This is a genomic window from Burkholderia ubonensis (assembly GCF_902833085.1).
Classification (GTDB): domain Bacteria; phylum Pseudomonadota; class Gammaproteobacteria; order Burkholderiales; family Burkholderiaceae; genus Burkholderia; species Burkholderia ubonensis.
In genome coordinates this window covers 588464-608665 of record NZ_CADFEB010000005.1, presented here as the reverse complement: position 1 = coordinate 608665, position 20202 = coordinate 588464, and the positions used below count along the sequence as shown (strand labels likewise).

Here is a 20202-nt window from a genome sequence, read left to right as displayed (position 1 = left end):
GGCGGGCGTCTAGGTCAACAGCGCGAGCGGCTGCACGCGCGTGATGTCGTCGATTCGCTCGCGGGACAGACCGAATGCGTCGAACCACCCGGACGACGTCCGCAGCCAGTCGGCGATGTCCGGCTGGCTCGTCTGGCCGAGATCCGAGCTGTAGACGACGCGCGGGACGTCGGCCAGCACCGCGCGAAAATCGTCGGCGTCCTGGTAACCGAGCAGGTAGGTGAGCGCGGTCTGCTCGACGTACACCATCGGCGCGCTCGCGATGTCGCGCAACTCGGCCGCGCGCAGGCCCGTGAGCGGATTCGCGGGCTGGTTGAGCATCAGCCGCGGCACGTCGTGGCGAATCGCCGCGTCGACGAGGCGATACACCTCGTCGCGGTTCGCGTGGCCGGTCGAGATCACGAGCGGATAGTCGCGCGCCATGCGCAGGATGTCGACGACGCTGTCCTTCAGGCGGCCGTCGGCGTCGGACACGGTGCATGGCGCGATGGCGCGCTGGTCCAGAATCGGGTGGCTGCGTTCCCGCGCGAGCCGGCTCGCATGCTTGCGGCCCGTCACGGTCGGGAAGTGGACGATCAGGCGTACCGGCCCCTCGCCGTGCTGGCAAAGCGAACGCTCGACCGCGCGCCGGTCGATGCCGCCGGCGATCTCGTTCAGCACGATCGACGCCGACACGGGAAGGCCTGCCTGCCGCGCTTCCCAGGCCTGCGCGGCCGTGCATCCGAGATGATTCTTCAGGACGACCCAGCCGCCGGCTTCGCGGTAGCGCGCGCCCGCGTCGAGCACGGAGCGGCGCCGCACGAACGCGTCGGGCCCCGCGTGGTAATGCACGTCGATGAACGTGGCCTGGGCGATATCGGTCATGTTCGTTTCCGTTCAGGTCAGTTGCGGCACGGCGATGTCCAGGTGCGCGCGCACGGCCGCGCAGACGCGGGCGAGATCGTCCGTCAGCGGGCGCATGCCGCCGTTCGGAATGCCGATGGCGGCCTGCGACGGCGTGTCGCGCAAATGGATGTTGCAGCGCCGGACGAGTTGCGAGCGCTCGCCGTAGACGTTCAGCAGCCGGCCGGCGTAGCGATCCACGGCGGCCCTGACGTCGATGCCGAGGAGCAGCGCGAAACCGCGGGCGAGGCGTGCCGCTTCCGTCGCGCGGGAGCCGTGGGCGGCCGGCGCCGCGCTTGCGTGCGCGACGGGTGCGCCTTCCGGGGCGACGAGGCTGTCGAGCCTCGCCAACGCGTGCGCGACGTCGCCGCGGCGGCCGAGCTCGGCGAGTGCGCCGAGCCGCGTGTCGAGCGTTTCGTCGGCGAGGTTCGGCGCGGAAATCAGCAGGATCCGCGGCACGTCGGCAACCCACGGCGCGCCGAGCATCGCCTGCACGACGGCGCCGCCCAGCGCGCCACCCGCGAGCAGGTCGAAGGGGCCCGACGCGGCCAGGTGGGCGGACCAGCGCGCGGCGAATGCGTCGATGCCTTCCGATTGTTCGGACAGCATCGACAACGTGTCGTAAATCGTCACGCGATAGCCGGCGTCGACCAACGGCCGCACGAGCGGCTCGAAGAAGCGCCCTTCGTCCCAGACCGGGAGGACCGGGGACAGGACGGCCGCCTGCAGCGGGCCGTTGCCGTAACGCGCATGGACAGGTTCGATCGGTTTCATCTGGAGGCGAGTGGTCGGTGCCGGCCCGGTCGTGCAAGGGACGGCAAGCATGGACGAGGGCTCAGGCGGTCTCGGGCTGGAACGCTTCGCCGAGCTGCGTCAGGTGACGGGCCGTGTCGTGCGCGATGCCGCGCACGACGTCGGCCGCCGGGCGAACGTCGCGAACGAGATCCGACACTTCGCCCGCCCAGATCGCACGCGTGCCGACGTCGTCGTCGCGAACCGCCTGCAGATAGGCTTCGCGCACGGCGGCGGGCGCGCCCGGCAGCTCGTGCTCGCGCCCGACCCACTGCGCGGAGAAGTCGTTCGCGATCGCCCGGCCCGAATACTCGGCCGGCCATTCGATTCCGCGGACGAGATCGAACGCACGCGTGCGCACGGTGTCCTTCTCGGTCGAGTCGATGAGGCGCTGCTGCATCTTCGGGGTCGCGAGCGACTCGTCGGTCGCGACGAAGCGCGTGCCGACCATGACCGCGTTCGCGCCGAGGGCGAGGGCGGCGGCGCCGCCGCGCCCGTCCGCGATACCGCCCGCGGCGATCAGCGGATACGCGTCGCCGACGGCGTCGCGAACCGCGGGAAGCAGCGGAAAGAGCGCGCGACGCAGGCTGTGGCCGCCCGCTTCGGCGCCCTGCACGATGAGCGCGTCCGCGCCCGCGTCGACGGCGAGCAGCGCCTGGTCGACGTCGTGCACCTGGACGACGGCGAGCGCGCCCTGATCCTTGATCCTGCCGACGAACAGGTTCGGATCGCCGAACGACAGCGCGACGACCTTCGGGCGATAGGAGAGCGCGAGATCGAGCAGCTGCATGTTCTTCTCGACCGTGAACATCACGAGTCCGACGCCCCAGGGTGCGTCGACGTCCGACATCAGTCCGAGCTCGGCGCGCATCCAGTCCGGATCGCCGTAGCTCGCGCCGACCAGGCCGAGGCCGCCGGCACGGGAGACGGCGCCGGCGAGGCGGCCGCCCGACACGCCGCCCATCGGGGCGAGCACGACCGGATACCGGATGCCGAGCAGTTGGGTGATTGGCGAGGTGATGGTGGTCATGGATTGATCCTCGAAATGGATAATGTCGGGAGTGCGAAATTCATTCGTATCCGAACCGCGCGTCGGTGCGGCCCGATGGCGCGGGCCTGCGCCATCGGGCCCGGCGGGTCAGTTCGCGTTCGTGCCGGCGGCCGGCAGCCACGGCTGGTCGTAGCGATGCAGGCGGCGGGCGTCGGCGAGGCTCGATCCTTCGGTGACGGCGGCGATGATGCGCGATTCGGTCTGCTCGATCGCGAGCGCGCGTTTGATCACTTCTTCGGCGTGCTGCTTCGGGATCGCGATGCAGCCGTTGTCGTCGCACACGATCAGGTCGCCGGGATGCACGACCACGCCGCTCACGTCGACCGGCACCTGGGTCGCCTGAAGTTGTGCGCGGTTCTTCGCGGTCTGCATGAAGACCGCCCGGCTGAACAGCGGGTAGTTGAACTGCCTGACGGTGCCGATGTCGCGCGCGGCGCCGTCGATGACGGTCCCGCGGATGTTGCGGCTCACCGCGAAGTGCGTGAGGATGTCGCCCCATACCGTGCAGTCGGTTCGGCCCGCGTTGCTCGAGACGATCACCGAATCGGTGGGCACGTCGTCGATGTAGTTCGCGGCGTTCCTGAAGCCGGCGGTGTCGCTCACCGGCTCGTAGCGGACCGTGTACGCGAAGCCCGCGCAGCGCGCACCCGCCACGCGCGGCACGAGGCCGTGAAGGCCGCCCGAGATGCGCAGGCTGTCGAGCGCATCCGACAGGGACGCGGTGTCGAGATTCCGACAGGCGGCCAGGAGATCGTTGTCGTTCGCGATGGGTTGAAGGCTGGTCATCTTGATGGGTCTCGGTAGAGGAGGGCGTCCTAGGATCGGGTCGACGACAGCTCGAGCGCGCAGCGCTCGACGATGGCGTCGGCGACTTCGCTCGTCGTCGACGTGCCGCCCAGGTCGTAGGTGCGGCAATCGGAGCGCGCGACGTCGCACACCGCCGAGCGGATCGCGGTCGCCTCGTTCGCGTAGCCGAAGTGATCGAGCAGCAGCGCAATCGTGAGGAACATCGCGCTCGGATTGGCCTTGCCGAGTCCGGCGTGCGCGGGTGCGCTGCCGTGCACCGGCTCGAAGTACGCGCCGGACTCGCCGATGTTCGCGCTGGGGGCGAGCCCGAGGCCGCCCATGACGCCCGCGCCGAGATCCGACAGGATGTCGCCGAACATGTTCTCCGCGACGATCACGCCGAATCGTTCCGGACGCCTGACCATCCACAGCGCGACGGCGTCGACGTTGTCGATGCCGACGGCAATCCCCGGATAGTCGGCGGCGACCGCTTCGATGATGTCCCGTGCGAACGCGCCGCTATGGCGCAGCACGTTCGGCTTGTCGGCGAGCGTCACCTTGTCGAAGCCGTGCCGCTGCGCGTAGTCGAACGCGAAGCGGAACAGGCGGGTGAGGCCGTTGCGGGTCTGCAGCCGCACGGCCATCGACGCATCTGCCGCCGCGACGTGCTGCCACGGCGCGCCGGCGCGCTCGTGGCGCGACAGCACCGCCTCGAATTCCGCGGGAATGCCCGGGAAATCCAGCCCGGCGTACAGGCCCTCGGTGTTTTCGCGAATCACCGCGAACCGGTAGCGGTCGGGGCCCAGCACGTCGACGATCGGCCGGACGTTCGCGAAGAGATTGAGTTTTTGCCGCAGCTGGATGACCGGCGACACGTACTGCAAGCCCTTGCCGCGCAGCTCGGCCGCGAGCTCGCCTTCCGCTTCGCGCATCGGCTTGCTGGTGATGGCGCCGAGCAGCGTTGCGTCGCTCGCGGCGATCTTGTCCCACGTGGCGTCGGGAACCGGATCGCCGCCGGTGCGCCAGCACTCCCAGCCGATGTCGCCGAAGCTCAGTTCGCTCGGAATGCCGAGCGCGTCGAGCACCGGCAGCGCGGCGTGCGTGACTTCGACGCCGATGCCGTCACCGGGCAGCACGCAGATGCGCAGCGGCCGGCCCGGATGGATGTTGGAGCGTGCATTCATTCAGAGTGCTCCGACGCGCGTTTCGGCCGGGTGTGCGGGCGATGCGTGCGGTCGCGCCGTGGCGGCCTCGCTGGTCTTGCGCTCGTCGCGCACGCGGCGCAGCGTGCGGAACCACTCGGCATCGGAGTTGTCGGCGAGCGTCGCCGCGATCTTCTGCTTCGCGTCGAACGAGATGTTGTACGCGCCCAGCATGATGTCGATGAGCGGCGCAGGGAGGCTGCTCTCGGTGACGTGCTGCGCGGCGTACGACGACAGTTCGAGCACCTTGACGAGATCGTAGCGGGTCGGCTGGTCGAGGCGGTCGAGGTACGCGACGATCATGCTCAGGTGCAGGTTGCCGGCGCCCTTGCCCATGCCGCACAGCGATGCGTCGATGTATTCGGCGCCGGCGTCGACCGCGGCGAGCGCATTCGACAGCGCGAGCGACAGGTTGTTGTGCGCATGGAAGCCGAGCGGCACCGCGACGCGGCTGGCGAGCTTGCTGATCAGCCGCTCCGTGTCGGACGGGATCATGTTGCCGTTGGAGTCGGCGTAGACGACGAGATCCGCGCCCGCATCCTCGGCGCGCACCGACATTTCGGTGATGGCGTTCAGCGGCATCGTCGTCACGTGCGTGACGTTCGCGCTGACCTTCAGGCCGTGCCGCTTCGCGCTCACGATCGTGCCGAGACCCTCGTCCAGCTGATCGCGGCGCAGGCAGACGCGGACCATCGCGACGCCGCGATCCGCGAGCATTTCCAGGTCGCCGTTGTCGATGTTGCGCGGGTGCACCATCACGCAGAGATTCGTTTTTCCGTCGGCGGCATCGACGAGCGCGTCGATATAGCTTTCATCGACCGCGCTGGTGAGCCCGTGCTCGTTCTTGCGCACGAACGACCCTTTCCGGTACCCGATCTCGACGTACGGGATGCCTGCGTGCGCGAGCCTGCGCGTCGTCTCGACGGCGAATTCGGTCGTGAAATTGAAGTTGTTCCGATAGCCGCCATCCCGCAGGGTAACGTCGGTGATGATGATGTCGTTCATTTCTATGCCTCGTTTAAAGAGTTGGGAAAACGAAACGAAATGCAAGCTTTGAATATGGCGCAGCCGATTCTTTTATTGATCTTTTCTTATGTGTTGTTGTTGGAGGAAATTTAAGCGATGAAACAATGAGCGTCATCATCCTTGAGGATGATTGCCGATGGTGGAATTAGGCAACGGTGAATCGCGGGGCGCGGACGATGCAGGCGGCGACGTGATACGTCGTGCATGAGCGGGCGCGCTGGCCTGTGTGCACGTTCGTTGGGCGATCGCACCATGCTTGAGCGGGCATGCTCCGCAAGCGGTCGCCGGTCGATCGACTATGGTGCGAGACGGCTCGCGCATTACGATTTTTGAATGAACATCGAATGACGCAACGGCGAATTTCTGGGGAATTTATTCCGGTGTATTAACTGAATTAGGTTATGCCAATTTGGAGTATTGACACATGGGTCCGAGATGGAGTTTGGACCGAGTCTGAAGATGGCGCGACGTCCGGACTTTTCGGAGCATGCCGACATTCTCGTGCGAGCCGGCGTCGTATGCAGCCGCAGACCATCCGGCCCGGGTTGCGCGACACCGCATGGGCTGCCGCCGGCTGACAATTGCCTGACAATGCATGGCGATATAATGTATCATCGGAAGATTGCGTCGCCGACCGGCGCGCCAGCTGCCGGTGCGTGGTTTCGCGCGCGGCGAGACCACACGAAGATCGATACGAAGTGACGAGAACAACACCATCACCGGCGCGTCGACACAGCCCGCCGCGCCGGCGCAGAGCGTGGCTGGCTCACACGCGGCGCGGTTGCACGACGATGCTGACCTGCGCGATGACGACTTCCGGCGCGCTTGCAGCGCAGGCCGCGGCAGCCGCTGCCGCGCCGCACGCGCTGCCGGCGATCGACGTCACCGCGCAAGGTGTGCCGCTCGATCCGCTGTCGCGCGTGCTCGACACCGGTTCGCGGCTCGGCCTGTCGAGTCTCGACACGCCGGCGAGCGTCGAGACCGTCACGGCGGAGGCGATCGCGACGCGCGGCGACCACACGATACTCGACGCGGTGACCCGCGCGACCGGCTTTTCGAGCGCGGCCGCGCCCGGCAACGGCGGCACCGCGCTCAGCGTGCGCGGCTTCGGCGGCCAGGAGTCGGTCATGACGCTGCTCGACGGCGTACGACTCCTTCCCGCCGCGGGCACGATCACGTTTCCGTTCGATGCGTGGTCGGTCGACCGCCTCGAGGTATTGCGCGGTCCGGCGTCGGTGCTGTATGGAGAGGGCGCGATCGGCGGCGTCGTGAACGTGGTGCCGAAGCGGCCGCAGTCCGTCCGCGAGACGACGCTGCAGACGGGCGTCGACACGGGCGGCGGCAAGCGCGTCGCGTTCGACACGACAGGCGCGCTCGGTTCGCGGCTGTCGTACCGGTTCTACGCGAGCGACGCGCGTGCCAACGGGCTCGCGGCACGGGCCGATACCCATACGACGGCGTTCGGCGGCGCGCTGAAATTCGATGCGAGCCCGCAGTTCACGCTGACGCTCGACTACGACTACGGCCGCCAGAAGCCGGCGACCTACTACGGCGTGCCGGCCCCGAACGGCGTGCTCGATTCGACGCTGCGCAAGCTGAACTACAACGTCGGCGATGCGACGATTTCCTACTACGACCAGTGGACGCGGCTATCGGCCACGTACCGGCCGACGGCCGGCGTGCGAATCGACAACCAGCTCTACTATCTGACGTCCAATCGCCACTGGCGCAATGCGGAGTCCTATGCGCTCGACGCGTCGGCGGGCCGCGTGACGCGCAGCGACTACCTCGAGATCGGCCATCACCAGCGGCAGATCGGCGATCGCATCAGCGCGCGGCTCGACGGCCGGCTGCTGGGCCGCGCGAACCGCTTCGTGATCGGCGCGGAATTCAACCAGATCACGTTCGACGGCAGCAACAATTCGCCGTATCGCGGCGCATCGACGGTGAACGCGCATGGCTTCGATCCCGGCGTGTTCGCGAGCCCGGACCCGACCGTGCCGCAATTCAGCACGCGCACGCGCCAGGCCGCGATTTTCGCCGAGAACCGTCTCGAAGTGCTGCCGCGCGTCGCGTGGGTGAGCGGGCTGCGCTACGACCATGTCGCGTACCGCCGCGAGCAGGCGGGCACGGGCGCCGGCTTCGACAAGCGCTTCGCGAACGTCGGCTGGCGCACCGGTTTCGTGTTCGAGGTCACGCCGACGCTGTCCGCGTATGCGCAATACACGACGGGCGCGGAGGGGCTCGGCTCGCTCGTGACGCTGTCGGCGTCGCAGGCGAACTACCGGCTCGCGACGGGCGAGCAATGGGAGGCGGGCGTCAAGCAGACGCTCGCCGACGGCCGCGCGTACTGGACGTTCGCCGTGTACGACATCACGAAGCGCAACCTGCTCAGCACCGACCCGCTCAATCCGGCGCTGCGCCGGCAGGTCGGCCGCCAGTCGTCGCGCGGCGTCGAACTGACGGGCGGCGCGCGGCTGCCGCACGGCTGGACGGTCGATGCAAACGTCGCGCTGCTGCGCGCGCGCTATGACGAGTTCAACCAGACGATCGGCGGCGTCGCGGTTTCGCGGGCCGGCAGCGTGCCGGCCAACGTGCCGAGGCAAACCGCGAATCTGTGGCTCGGCTGGGCGTTCGCGCAGGGCTGGCAGGCGAATGCCGGCATGCGCTACGTCGGCCGCACCTACGGCGACGATGCGAACCGCGTGTCGATCCCGTCGTACACGGTGTTCGACGCGTCGCTGCTGTGGCGTGCGACGTCGCGCGTCGATCTTGCGCTCTACCTGCGCAACCTGGCGAACCGCACGTATGCGATGACGACGTCGAACGGCGGCGAGCAATGGCTGCTCGGCCCCGCGCGCTCGGCGGAGCTCGTCGCGACGCTGCGCTTCTAGCGATGACGGTGCGCACGCCGATGCTGTCGATCGATCGCGTGAGCTGGTCGCCTGCCGGCGTGCCGACCGTGCTCGACACGGTGTCGCTTGCGGTCGGCGCGGGCGAGTTCGTCGGGCTCGTCGGCCCGAACGGCAGCGGCAAGACGAGCCTGCTGCGCTGCGTGTTCCGCTACACACGGCCCGACGGCGGCAGCGTCGCGCTCGACGCGCAGGACGTCTGGCGCATGCGGCCGCGCGCGGTCGCACAGCGGGTCGCCGTGCTCCAGCAGGAAACGCCCGACGACTTCGGGCTGACCGTCGACGAGCTCGCGTGGATGGGGCGCACGCCGCACAAGGGGCTGTTCGACGCGGACACGGCCGACGACGCCCGGATCGTCGAGCGCGCACTGCACGACGTCGGCTTGCTGGCGCGGCGCGCGCAGCCGTTCGCGTCGCTGTCGGGCGGCGAGAAGCAGCGGGCGCTGCTGGCGCGCGCGCTCGTCCAGCAGCCGGAGCTGCTGTTGCTCGACGAGCCGACGAACCATCTCGACCTGCGCCATCAGCTCGAACTGCTCGCGCGGGTGAGGCGCCTCGGCATCCCCACGCTCGCGACGATTCACGATCTCAACCTCGCGGCGGCGTACTGCGACCGGCTCTACGTGCTCGCGCACGGCAGGGTGGTCGCGTCCGGCGCGCCGGACGACGTGCTGACGGAAGACATGCTGCGCGACGTGTTCGGCGTCGCCGCGCTCGTCGACCACCATCCGGTCACGGGCCGGCCGCGCATCACGCCACTCCATACGCCGCTTCATCCGGAATGACTCTCATGCCGATCCCCGTCCTGCGGCGCCTGTTCGCCGCCGTCGCGCTGGGCTGCGCCGCCGCGCACGCAAGCGCCTATCCCGTCACGGTGCGCAGCTGCGGCCGCGACGTGACGTTCGACCGTGCGCCGGCCCGCGCCGTGAGCAACGACGCCAACCTGACCGGGATGATGCTCGCGCTCGGCCTGAAAGACCGGCTCGCCGGGTACACGGGCATCGGCGGCTGGAAAACCGGCAACGGGCGGCTGCGCGCCGCGCTCGCCGGCGTGCCCGAGCTCGCGAGCCAGTATCCGTCGCTCGAGGTGCTGGTCGCGGCGCGCGCCGATTTCTACCTCGCAGGGTGGGGCTACGGGATGCACGTCGGCGGCCCGGTGACGCCCGACACGCTCGCGCCGTTCGGCATCCGCACGTATGAGCTGACGGAGTCGTGCTCGCACGTGATGTCGCGGCCGCCCGCGTCGTTCGACGACGTGTTCCGCGACCTGCACAACCTCGGCCGCATCTTCGCGGTGGAGGCGCGCGCCCAGCAGCTCGTCGAGGCGATGCGCAAGCGGCTCGCGGCGGTCGCGCGCACGGTCGCCACCGCCGGGCCGCCGCCGCGGGTGTTCGTCTACGACAGCGGCACCGACAAGCCGACGACGGCGGGCAGCCTCGCGATGCCGACCGCGCTGCTGGCCGCGGCAGGCGCACGCAACGTGATGGACGACGTGCCGCGCAGCTGGACGCAGGTGAGCTGGGAGAGCGTCGTCGAGCGCGATCCGCAGGCGATCGTGATCGTCGATTACTCGGCCGTGACCGCCGAGCAGAAGAAGCGCTTCCTCATGAGCCAGCCGGCGCTGGCGCGCGTCGCCGCGATTCGCGACCGGCGCTTCGTCGTGATTCCGTACGACGCGGCGACGCCGGGCCCGGAGAACGTCGCGGCCGTCGAGACGATTGCGCGCGCGCTGTATCCGGCCGCGTTCGCGCGCGCGCCGCGATGAGCGGGCCGGTCCGGGCCGCGCGGCTGCGCGCGGGCATCGCGCTGCCGCTGCTCGCGGTGCTGCTGGCGGTGTCGGTCGTGCTGTCGGCCGCGTTCGGGGCAGCGTCGATCGCGCCCGCACAGGTTGCGCGGATCGTCGTCGCGCACGTCTCGGCTGCGCTCGACCATGCGGCGCCGCTCGATGGGCCGCTCGGCGGAAACCTTGGCGACGACAGCATCGTCTGGCTGATCCGGATTCCGCGCGCGCTGCTCGCGGCGCTCGTCGGCGCGACGCTCGCGAGCGTCGGCGTCGCGCTGCAGGCCGCGACTGCGAATCGCCTCGCGGACCCGCACCTGCTCGGCGTCAGCGCCGGCGCGATGCTCGGCGCGGTCGCCGCGACGCTCGGCTTCGGCGCCGCGTTCGGGCCGTTCACGCTGTCGATGGCCGCGTTCGCGGGCGCGCTCGCCGCGACGGCCTGCGTGATCGCGCTCGCGTACCGGCGCGGCCGGCTCGAACCGGAGCGGCTGCTGCTCGCGGGCGTGTCGGTGTCGTTCATGATGGCTGCGCTCGGCAATCTGATGCTGTATCTCGGCGATCCGCGCGCGACGGCGTCGGTGCTGTTCTGGATGCTCGGCGGCGTCGGCCTCGCGCGCTGGGACCTGTTGCCGGTCCCGGCCGTGTGTGCGGTGCTGGCCGGCGGCGCGCTGGTTGCGCGGCGCCGCGAGCTCAACGCGCTGATGTCGGGCGACGTCGCGGCGGCGGCGCTCGGCGTGCCGAGCGCGCGCATGCGCCGCGAGGTGTTCGTGATCGCATCGTTCGCGACGGGCGCGATGGTCGCGGTGAGCGGCGCGATCGGCTTCGTCGGGCTGGTGACGCCGCATCTGTGCCGGCGCATCGTCGGCGCGGAGCATGGCCGGCTGCTGCCCGTCGCCGCGCTGACGGGCGCGATCCTGCTGGTGTGGGCCGACGTGGCCGCACGCACGCTCGCGGCGCCGGAGGATCTGCCGATCGGCGTGGTGACCGCGTTGTTCGGCAGCCTGTTCTTCGTCGTGTTGCTGCGGCGGAGTTGACCGCGTGGCAACCGGCGCAGGCGGGAATGAATGCGACGAAATGAACCTTCCGTTCGGCTAATCCGTAATAAAAATGAAAATATCGATGTAAGAAAATGATGTCCGAATTCTGATGCGCTGAATTTCACCAGGCGCAATCTGCCGGATACGCTGACGACTCCCCGTCTCAAAAATGTCGTATCCAGGCCATGATCGAGTGCCTTGCCGTTGCTGCTTCGCACAAAATAAATACAAGAAAATCAACGATTTGACGCAGGCATTTGCGGCGCATGCTTGCTGCGCTGCAAAAAATAATCAACCGCTTTATGCTGGTTAACCCGGCTGCGCTTGACCGGCATCAAGCTTTCGTAGGATGCCGCTTTACATTTGCCCGACACCGGTGATCCACGAAATATACCTTTCAAGTCTATTTCGTTCCTTTCGTCGCGCCTGTCCCCGATCCAGCGCGCGACACTCTCAGGGCTTTACCGACATGCAAGCTTTTCCCATTCTGAGCCTGGCCATCTGGGTTCCGATCCTGTTCGGCGCGTTCCTGCTGCGCGCCGGTTCCGACCGTCATCCGCGCCGCACGCGGCTGATCGCGCTCGCCGGCGCGCTCGCCGGGCTCGCGACCGTCGTGCCGCTGGTCGCGGGCTTCGACACGCATTCGGCCGCGATGCAGTTCGTCGAGCACCGCGACTGGCTCGCGGCATTCGGTGCGGGCTGGCGCCTCGGGATCGACGGCGCGTCGCTATGGCTCGTCGTGCTGACCGCCTTCACGACGTTCGTGATCGTCGTCGCGTCATGGGAGTCCGTCACGGTGCGCGTCGCGCAATACCTCGCGTCGTTCCTGATCCTGTCGGGACTGATGGTGGGCGTGTTCACGGCGCAGGACGGCCTGCTGTTCTTCATCTTCTTCGAAGCGACGCTGATCCCGCTCTACCTGCTGATCGGCACGTGGGGCCGCGAAAACCGCGTGCATGCGGCGGTGAAGTTCTTCTTCATCTCGCTCGCGGGCTCGCTGCTGCTGCTGATGGCGATGCTGTACCTGTACGCGAAGTCGCACACGTTCGACATGAGCGTGTGGCGCACGCTGCAGCTCGGCTTTGCGCCGCAGCTGCTGGTGTTCCTCGGCTTCTTCGCGGCCTTCGCGGTCAAGGTGCCGATGTGGCCGGTTCATACGTGGCTGCGCGACGTCTACTCGGACGGCCCGACCGGCGCCGCGCTGATGCTCGGCATGCTGAAGCTCGGCGGCTACGGCTTCCTGCGCTTCGCGCTGCCGATCACGCCGGACGCGAGCCATTTCTTCGCGCCGGCCGTGATCGCGCTGTCGCTGTTCGCGATCATCTACGCGAGCCTGCTCGCGCTCGCGCAAACCGATCTCGGCAAGCTGCTCGCGTATTCGACGGTCGCGCACATGGGGCTCGTCACGCTCGGGCTGTTCCTGTTCAACCGGATCGGCGTCGAAGGCGCGATCGTGCAGCTCGTGTCGTACGGCTTCGTCGCGGGCGCGATGCTGCTCTGCGTGAGCGTGCTGTCCGACCGTACGAACACCCGCGCGATCGCCGAATACGGCGGCGTCGCGAACGTGATGCCGCGCTTCGCGGCGTTCGCGCTGCTGTTCTCGATGGCGAACGTGGGGCTGCCCGGCACGTCGGGGTTCGTCGGCGAATTCATGATCATCATGGGCGCGATCCGCTTCAACTTCTGGATCGGCGCGCTGGCGGCGCTGACGCTGATTCTGAGCGCGTCGTACACGCTGTGGATGCTCAAGCGGGTCGTATTCGGCAAGGTCGCGAGCCCGCGCATCGCGCAGCTCGTCGACCTGAACCGCCGCGAGATCGTGGTGTTCGCGTCGCTCGCGCTGATCGTGCTGATGGTCGGCGTCGATCCGAAGCCGTTCACCGACGCGATCGATCCGACGGTCGCGCGCCTGATCGACGAGGCCGGCCAATCGAAGGTGCCGGACGGGGACGGCACGGCGCCGGCGCAGTCTTCGTTCGTGGCGTCGGTGCACGGCTGATCGCCGCGACGCCCGTGTGCAGGGTGCTGCTTGCGCGCATGCGTCGCAGCCCCGCGACAATCTGACACACAGCAAATTCTGCAACGATCATTTGTCGCATTTGTTGATTTTCAGCAAATCCAGTCGCCGTAAGATGCGGCCACTTTCGTGGATCGAATGCGCATCGGGCGTGGATGGATTCATAGACAACCAGGCTGTGTAATGAAAAGAAAGGCTTTGAAAGGCGCGTCGAGACTGCTGCCGCTCGCCGTAACCTTGAGTTTGTCCGGCTGCAACCTCGACGTGCTGAATCCGAAAGGCAGCATCGGCGCCGCCGAGAAAGCGCTGATCGCGACGTCGACGTGGGCGATGCTGATCGTCGTCGTGCCGGTGATCCTGCTGACGCTGTACTTCGCGTGGCGCTATCGCGCGTCGAACCGCAACGCGACGTATGCGCCGGACTGGTCGCATTCGACCGCGATCGAGGTCGTGATCTGGACGGTGCCGACGCTGATCATCCTGTTTCTCGGCATCCTCACGTGGAAGACCACCCACGAGCTCGACCCGTACAAGCCGCTCGAGTCGTCGGTCAAGCCGATCGACGTCGAAGTCGTCGCGCTCGACTGGAAGTGGCTGTTCATCTATCCGGAGCTCGGCATTGCGTCGGTCAACCAGCTCGCGATTCCCGTGGGTACGCCGGTGAATTTCCGCATCACGTCGGACTCGGTGATGAACTCGTTCTTCATCCCGCAGCTCGGCGGCCAGGTCTATGCGATGGCCGGCATGCAGACGCGCCTGCACCTGATCGCCGATGAAGCGGGCGATTACGCGGGCACGTCGGCCAACTTCAGCGGCCGCGGCTTCTCCGACATGAAGTTCCGCACGCTCGCCGAGCCGCGCGAGCAGTTCGATGCATGGGTGCGGAAGGTGAGGGCGTCGTCCGACCGGCTCGACATGGCCGTGTACGGCACGGTCGCGCAGCCGAGCGAGAAGGCGCCGGTGCGCTACTTCTCGTCGGTCGATCCGAAGCTGTTCCACAACATCATCGCGAAATACAACGATGGCCACGTCCTCGACCTGAAGGACGCCGCCTGCGGCACGAAGGGGTAACGCATGTTCGGCAAACTGACACTTTCGGCGATCCCGTTCGATCAGCCCATCATCATGGGGGCGGGCGCCTTCATGGGGCTCGTCGTGCTGGGCATACTCGCCGCACTGACGATCACCGGCCGGTGGAAATGGCTGTGGAGCGAATGGCTCACGTCGGTCGATCACAAGAAGATCGGCGTGATGTACATCATCGTCGCATTCATCATGCTGCTGCGCGGCTTCGCGGACGCGATCATGATGCGCCTGCAGCTCGCGCTTTCGTACAACGCGCCCGGCTTCCTGCCGCCGCATCACTACGACCAGATCTTCACCGCGCACGGCGTGATCATGATCTTCTTCATGGCGATGGTGTTCATGGTCGGCCTGATGAACCTGATCGTGCCGCTGCAGATCGGCGCGCGCGACGTCGCGTTCCCGTTCATCAACTCGCTCTCCTTCTGGATGACGGCGGTCAGCGCGATCCTGATCAACATCTCGCTCGTGATCGGCGAGTTCGCGCAGACGGGCTGGCTCGCGTATCCGCCGCTGTCCGAGCTGCAGTACAGCCCGGGCGTGGGGGTCGACTACTACCTGTGGGCGCTGCAGATTTCCGGCGTCGGCACGCTGCTGACGGGCGTCAACTTCTTCGTGACGATCATCAAGATGCGCGCGCCGGGCATGTCGCTGATGAAGATGCCGGTGTTCACGTGGACCGTGCTGTGCACGAACGTGCTGATCATGGCGTCGTTCCCGATCCTGACCGCGACGCTCGCGCTGCTCGGCCTCGACCGCTACCTCGGCATGCACTTCTTCACGAACGAAGCCGGCGGCAACGCGATGCTGTACCTGAACCTGATCTGGGCGTGGGGGCATCCGGAGGTGTACATCCTGATCCTGCCGGCGTTCGGGATCTTCTCGGAAGTCATCGCGACGTTCGCGAAGAAGCCGCTGTTCGGCTACAAGACGATGGTGTACGCGACCTGCGCGATCATGGTGCTGTCGTTCCTCGTGTGGCTGCATCACTTCTTCACGATGGGCTCGGGCGCGAACGTCAACGCGTTCTTCGGCATCATGACGATGATCATCGCGATCCCGACCGGCGTGAAGGTGTTCAACTGGCTGTTTACGATGTATCGCGGCCGGATCGAATTCTCGACGCCGGTGCTGTGGACGATCGGCTTCATGGTCACGTTCACGCTCGGCGGGATGACCGGCGTGATGATGGCGATCCCCGGCGCGGACTTCGTGCTGCACAACAGCCTGTTCCTGATCGCGCACTTCCACAACGTGATCATCGGCGGCGTGCTGTTCGGCTATCTCGCGGGCTTCAACTACTGGTTCCCGAAGGCGTTCGGCTTCAAGCTGAACGAGAAGCTCGGCAAGGCCGCGTTCTGGTTCTGGCAGGTCGGCTTCTACGTCGCATTCGTGCCGCTGTACGTGCTCGGCTTCATGGGCATGACGCGCCGCCTGAACCATTACGACAACCCGGCGTGGCATCCGTGGCTGCTCGTTGCCGCGTTCGGCGCCGTGCTGATCGCGATCGGCATCGCGTGCCAGCTGCTGCAGCTCGTGGTCAGCATCCGCAACCGCAACCTGCCGCAATCCCGCGACACGACGGGCGACCCGTGGGGCGGCCGCACGCTGGAATGGGCGACGACGTCGCCGCCGCCGGCGTACAACTTCGCGACGATCCCGCAGGTGCGCACGCTCGACGCATTCGCCGACATGAAGGCGCGCGGCGAAGGGCAGGGCAAGAGCGCGGCGTACCGCGACATCCACATGCCGTCGAATACGAGCGCCGGCCTGTTCGTCGGCGTGTTCAGCCTGCTGCTCGGCTTCGCGCTCGTATGGCACATCTGGTGGCTCGCGATCGGCGGGCTGGCCGGCATCGTCGCGACGCTGGTGATCTACAGCTCGCGCAATAACGACGGTTATTACATTCCCGCTTCCACGGTGCGGCGAATCGAGGAGCCGCGACACGCTGCGCGCGCGACTGCGCCGCGCGTCGACGACGTGGAACTGGAGGCCAACTGATGTTGCAGAAAACCTTGAGCGCAAACCTGGTCGGCCACGCCGACGACCACGACCATCCGCCGTCGCATTCGGTGTTCGGCTTCTGGCTGTACCTGATGACCGACTGCGTGATCTTCGCGGCGCTGTTCGCGACCTTCGCGGTGCTCGGCAACCAGTACGCCGGCGGCCCGACCGCGAAGGACCTGTTCGACATTCCGGGCGTCGCGGTCGAGACCGCCGCGCTGCTGCTCTCCAGCATCACGTACGGTTTCGCGATGCTCGGCGCGCACCGCGGCAAGCGCGGTGCGACGCTGGTCTGGCTCGCGGTGACGTTCGTGCTCGGCGCGGCGTTTCTCGCGATGGAGCTGCGCGAGTTCTCGCACCTGATCGCGGAAGGCGCGGGCCCGCAGCGCAGCGCGTTCCTGTCGGCGTTCTTCACGCTGGTCGGCACGCACGGGCTGCACGTGAGCGCCGGTCTCGTATGGATGATCGTGCTGGCCGCGCAGATCGCGTTCGGTCGCGAGCTGACCGAGCGCGACATCCGGCGCCTGACGTGCCTGAGCCTGTTCTGGCACTTCCTCGACATCGTGTGGATCTGCGTGTTTTCCTTTGTCTATCTTGCGAGCGTGATCTAAATGGCCCATTCGCATTCGTCTCAACTCGAAGAAGGGCACGGCAGCGTCGGCGGCTACATCGCCGGCTTCATCCTGTCGGTGCTGCTCACGGCCGCGTCGTTCGGTCTCGTGCTCGGCGGCGTGCTGTCGCCGCATGCGTCGCTGATCGCGCTCGCGGTGCTCGCGTTCGTGCAGATCGTCGTGCACCTCGTGTACTTCCTGCACATGAACAGCTCGTCGGGGCAGCGCTGGAACGTGATGGCGTTCAGCTATACAGTGCTGACCGCGGCCATCCTGATCGTCGGCACGCTGTGGGTGATGCACAACGTCAGCATGAACATGATGTCGCGGTAACGCGGCAGCGGTTCCCGAAACAAGCAGAGCGGCACGCCATGTGCCGCTCTTTTTTTTGTCCGTCCGCGCGCGCTGTCATTCCCGCCGCCCGCGGCCTGCGCGCGGGCCGCACCGACGCGCCAGGGGCGCGAATGTTACAAGACGTTAGCGCGCCGTTCGGGTTGCGATCCCGCGCATCAGTTCTTACAAACTTGAAATATGCGCGCGCGTCGCATGCCGCTATAGTCGAATCACCCACGAAACAACCAGAAGAGGAATCCATGAAGACCTTGCGTGTTGCGTCGCTCATCACAGGTACCGCGGCGTTGCTCCTGTCGGGCGCAGCAATGGCGGGTGTCAATGTCGGGATCAACGTCGGCGTGCCGGCGCCGGTCTACGTCGCGCCCGCGCCGGTGTATGTGCCGCCGCCTCCGCCGCCGGTCGTCTACCAGCCGGCGCCGGTGTATGGCGCGCCGGTGTATGCGGCGCCTGCGCCGGCCATCGTGATCGGCTGGCACGGCGATCGCTACTGGGACGGCCGCCGCTACTGGGGGCGCGACGAGTGGTATCGCCACCATCGCGGCTGGGACGACCGCGGCCACTGGGATCACGATCGGGGCCGTCATAACGGCTGGCGCTGATTAGCAGGCGCGCCGCCGCCGGGGCGGTTCCGGCTGCCGACGAACCCCACGCTTGTCGAAGAGCGTGGGGTTTTTGTTTGTTTTCCGGCTTGTGCCGGAAACGTGGGCAAATGCCGAATGGTGTCAGACCGATCCGAATGGGTAGAATGCGCGGACGTTGCCACCCTCAATCGATCGACAGGACTTTATGACGAAGGGTTTGCCCCGGACCGCCGCCACGCGCGCCCGCTCCGGCGTGGTGCGGGTTGCCGGCCGCGCCGCGGCGGCGCTGCTGATGCAGGCCGTGCTCGCCGCGAGCGCCGCGCATGCCGCCCACGCGATCGCCCAGTACGGCGAGCCGAAATATCCGCCGGGCTTCGCGCATTTCGACTATGTGAATCCGGATGCGCCGAAGGGCGGCACGCTCGTGCTCGCGAACCCGTCCCGGCTGACGTCGTTCGACAAGTTCAACCCGTTTACGATGCGCGGCAACGCCGCGCCCGGCATCGAGATGCTGATCGAAAGCCTGGCGACCGGCAGCTCGGACGAGCCGGCGTCCATGTACGGCCTGCTCGCCGACGACATTGCGGTCGCGCCGGACGGCCTGTCGGTCACGTTCCACCTGAACCCGCGCGCGCGCTTCTCGAATGGCGACCCGGTGACGGCCGCCGACGTCAAGTATTCGTTCGACACGCTGACGAGCAAGCAGGCCGCGCCGCAGTACGCCGCGTATTTCGCGGACATCGCGCGCGCGGTGATCGTCGATGTGGCCACGGTGCGTTTCGAGTTCCGCCGGCGCAACCGCGAGTTGCCGCTGATCGCGGCCGGAGTGCAGGTGTTCTCGCGCAAGTGGGGGCTGCGCGCGGACGGCACGCGCATCCCGTTCGACCAGCTCGCGTTCGAGCAGCCGATCGGCAGCGGGCCGTACCTGATCGAGCGCTACGACAACGGGCGCAACATTTCATACCGGCGCAACCCCGCATACTGGGGCGCTGACCTGCCGGTGCGGGTGGGCACCAACAACTTCGAGCGGATCGTCTACAAGCTGTACGGCGACGGCGTCGCGCGGCTCGAGGCATTCAAGGCCGGCGAATACGACGTGCTCGTCGAGAACATCGCACGCAACTGGGTGCGTCACGACGTCGGCAAGCGCTTCGACAGCGGCGAGCTGATCAAGCGTGAGTTCCGGCAGCACAACGGCGCAGGCATGCAGGGCTTCATGATGAACCTGCGGCGGCCGCAGTTCCGCGACGTGCGGGTGCGCCAGGCACTCGACCTCGCGCTCGACTTCGAATGGCTGAACCGCCAGCTGTTCTACGGCGGCTACACGCGCCTCGACAGCTATTTCGCCGACACCGACCTGCAGGCGACCGGCACGCCGGGCCCGGGCGAGCTCAAGCTGCTCGAGCCGCTGCGCGCGCAGCTCGACCCGGCGGTGTTCGGTCCAATGGTCGCGCAGCCGAACACGAACCCGCCCGGTTCGCTGCGCGCGAACCTGCTGAAGGCGCGCGCGCTGCTCGCCGCGGCCGGGTGGACGTATCGCGACGGCGCGCTGCGCAACGCGAAGGGTGAGCCTTTCACCTTCGAGATTCTCGACGATGCGGGTTCGCCGTTCGCGCCGGTCGTGGCCGCCTATCAGCGCAATCTCGCGAAGCTTGGCATCGATGCGCGGTTTCGCACAGCCGATTTCGCGCTGCTGCAGAAGCGTCTCGACGCATTCGACTACGACATGACGACGATCCGCTACCTCGGGGTGCAGGTGCCAGGTCCCGAGCAGCTGGCGCGCTACGGCAGCCGGTTCGCGGACGAACCGGGCTCGTCCAATGTGATCGGGCTCAAGTCGCCGGCCGTCGACGCGCTGCTCGCGGCGCTCGGCGCAGCCGAGACCCGCGAGCAGCTGCTCGACGCGACGCATGCGCTCGACCGCGTGCTGATGCACGGCTACTACGCGATTCCGCAGTGGTACAGCACGACGCACCGGGTCGCATACAAGCGCACGCTCGCCTATCCGCAGACGCTGCCGCTGTACTATTCGGCGGAGGACTGGGTCGTGTCGACCTGGTGGATCAAGCCGGGCAACTGAGCGCGGC

General features: G+C 67.5%; 17 protein-coding genes. 11 read left to right on the top strand and 6 right to left on the bottom strand.

Going from position 1 to position 20202, the window contains the following annotated elements; genetic code table 11:
* Window positions 1–9: 9 nt before the first annotated feature.
* From HWX31_RS17245 to HWX31_RS17220, 6 genes are all read right to left on the bottom strand, one after another.
* Window positions 10–864 carry a DUF6282 family protein gene (locus HWX31_RS17245; RefSeq protein WP_059613215.1) on the bottom strand — a complete coding sequence of 285 codons (855 nt, stop codon included), beginning with the start codon at window positions 862–864 and terminating at the stop codon, window positions 10–12.
* A gap of 12 nt (window positions 865–876) precedes the next feature.
* On the bottom strand, window positions 877–1656 hold the full coding sequence (locus HWX31_RS17240) for an alpha/beta hydrolase (protein WP_174965478.1): 780 nt from the start codon (window positions 1654–1656) through the stop codon (window positions 877–879).
* 61 nt (window positions 1657–1717) lie between these two features.
* Window positions 1718–2704: an NAD(P)H-dependent flavin oxidoreductase gene (locus tag HWX31_RS17235; protein WP_174965477.1), complete on the bottom strand. Its 987-nt coding sequence runs from the start codon at window positions 2702–2704 to the stop codon at window positions 1718–1720.
* A gap of 108 nt (window positions 2705–2812) precedes the next feature.
* Window positions 2813–3511: an RraA family protein gene (locus HWX31_RS17230; RefSeq protein ID WP_174965476.1), complete on the bottom strand. Its 699-nt coding sequence runs from the start codon at window positions 3509–3511 to the stop codon at window positions 2813–2815.
* Window positions 3512–3540: 29 nt separating this feature from the next.
* Window positions 3541–4695 (bottom strand): isocitrate/isopropylmalate dehydrogenase family protein, encoded by a 1155-nt coding sequence (locus tag HWX31_RS17225; RefSeq protein ID WP_174965475.1) that lies wholly within the window; start codon window positions 4693–4695, stop codon window positions 3541–3543.
* Window positions 4696–5718, bottom strand: coding sequence for an aldolase catalytic domain-containing protein (locus HWX31_RS17220; protein WP_174965474.1), 1023 nt, complete (start codon window positions 5716–5718; stop codon window positions 4696–4698).
* Between the two features lie 827 nt (window positions 5719–6545).
* Between HWX31_RS17220 and HWX31_RS17215 the strand changes: the two genes are divergently transcribed.
* From HWX31_RS17215 to HWX31_RS17165, 11 genes are all read left to right on the top strand, one after another.
* Complete coding sequence (locus HWX31_RS17215) at window positions 6546–8633, top strand: TonB-dependent receptor (protein WP_174965473.1); 2088 nt, start codon at window positions 6546–6548, stop codon at window positions 8631–8633.
* A gap of 2 nt (window positions 8634–8635) precedes the next feature.
* Window positions 8636–9433: an ABC transporter ATP-binding protein gene (locus tag HWX31_RS17210; RefSeq protein WP_174965490.1), complete on the top strand. Its 798-nt coding sequence runs from the start codon at window positions 8636–8638 to the stop codon at window positions 9431–9433.
* A gap of 5 nt (window positions 9434–9438) precedes the next feature.
* Complete coding sequence (locus HWX31_RS17205) at window positions 9439–10413, top strand: ABC transporter substrate-binding protein (RefSeq protein WP_244143761.1); 975 nt, start codon at window positions 9439–9441, stop codon at window positions 10411–10413.
* Entirely contained in the window at window positions 10410–11462 is a 1053-nt protein-coding gene (locus HWX31_RS17200; RefSeq protein WP_174965471.1) for a FecCD family ABC transporter permease, read from the top strand. The genes HWX31_RS17205 and HWX31_RS17200 overlap by 4 nt, the downstream gene beginning before the upstream one ends.
* Before the next feature lie 472 nt (window positions 11463–11934).
* Window positions 11935–13464 carry a complex I subunit 4 family protein gene (locus tag HWX31_RS17195; RefSeq protein WP_174965470.1) on the top strand — a complete coding sequence of 510 codons (1530 nt, stop codon included), beginning with the start codon at window positions 11935–11937 and terminating at the stop codon, window positions 13462–13464.
* A 201-nt stretch (window positions 13465–13665) separates the two neighbouring features.
* On the top strand, window positions 13666–14553 hold the full coding sequence (gene cyoA / locus HWX31_RS17190) for a ubiquinol oxidase subunit II (RefSeq protein ID WP_174965469.1): 888 nt from the start codon (window positions 13666–13668) through the stop codon (window positions 14551–14553).
* A gap of 3 nt (window positions 14554–14556) precedes the next feature.
* Window positions 14557–16566: a cytochrome o ubiquinol oxidase subunit I gene (cyoB, locus tag HWX31_RS17185; RefSeq protein ID WP_174965468.1), complete on the top strand. Its 2010-nt coding sequence runs from the start codon at window positions 14557–14559 to the stop codon at window positions 16564–16566.
* Window positions 16566–17180 (top strand): cytochrome o ubiquinol oxidase subunit III, encoded by a 615-nt coding sequence (cyoC, locus tag HWX31_RS17180; protein ID WP_059527971.1) that lies wholly within the window; start codon window positions 16566–16568, stop codon window positions 17178–17180. The genes cyoB and cyoC overlap by 1 nt, the downstream gene beginning before the upstream one ends.
* Window positions 17181–17513: a cytochrome o ubiquinol oxidase subunit IV gene (gene cyoD / locus HWX31_RS17175; protein ID WP_059480081.1), complete on the top strand. Its 333-nt coding sequence runs from the start codon at window positions 17181–17183 to the stop codon at window positions 17511–17513.
* A 260-nt stretch (window positions 17514–17773) separates the two neighbouring features.
* Window positions 17774–18133 (top strand): hypothetical protein, encoded by a 360-nt coding sequence (locus tag HWX31_RS17170; RefSeq protein WP_059527968.1) that lies wholly within the window; start codon window positions 17774–17776, stop codon window positions 18131–18133.
* Between the two features lie 187 nt (window positions 18134–18320).
* Window positions 18321–20195 carry an extracellular solute-binding protein gene (locus tag HWX31_RS17165; RefSeq protein WP_174965467.1) on the top strand — a complete coding sequence of 625 codons (1875 nt, stop codon included), beginning with the start codon at window positions 18321–18323 and terminating at the stop codon, window positions 20193–20195.
* Window positions 20196–20202: the final 7 nt, after the last annotated feature.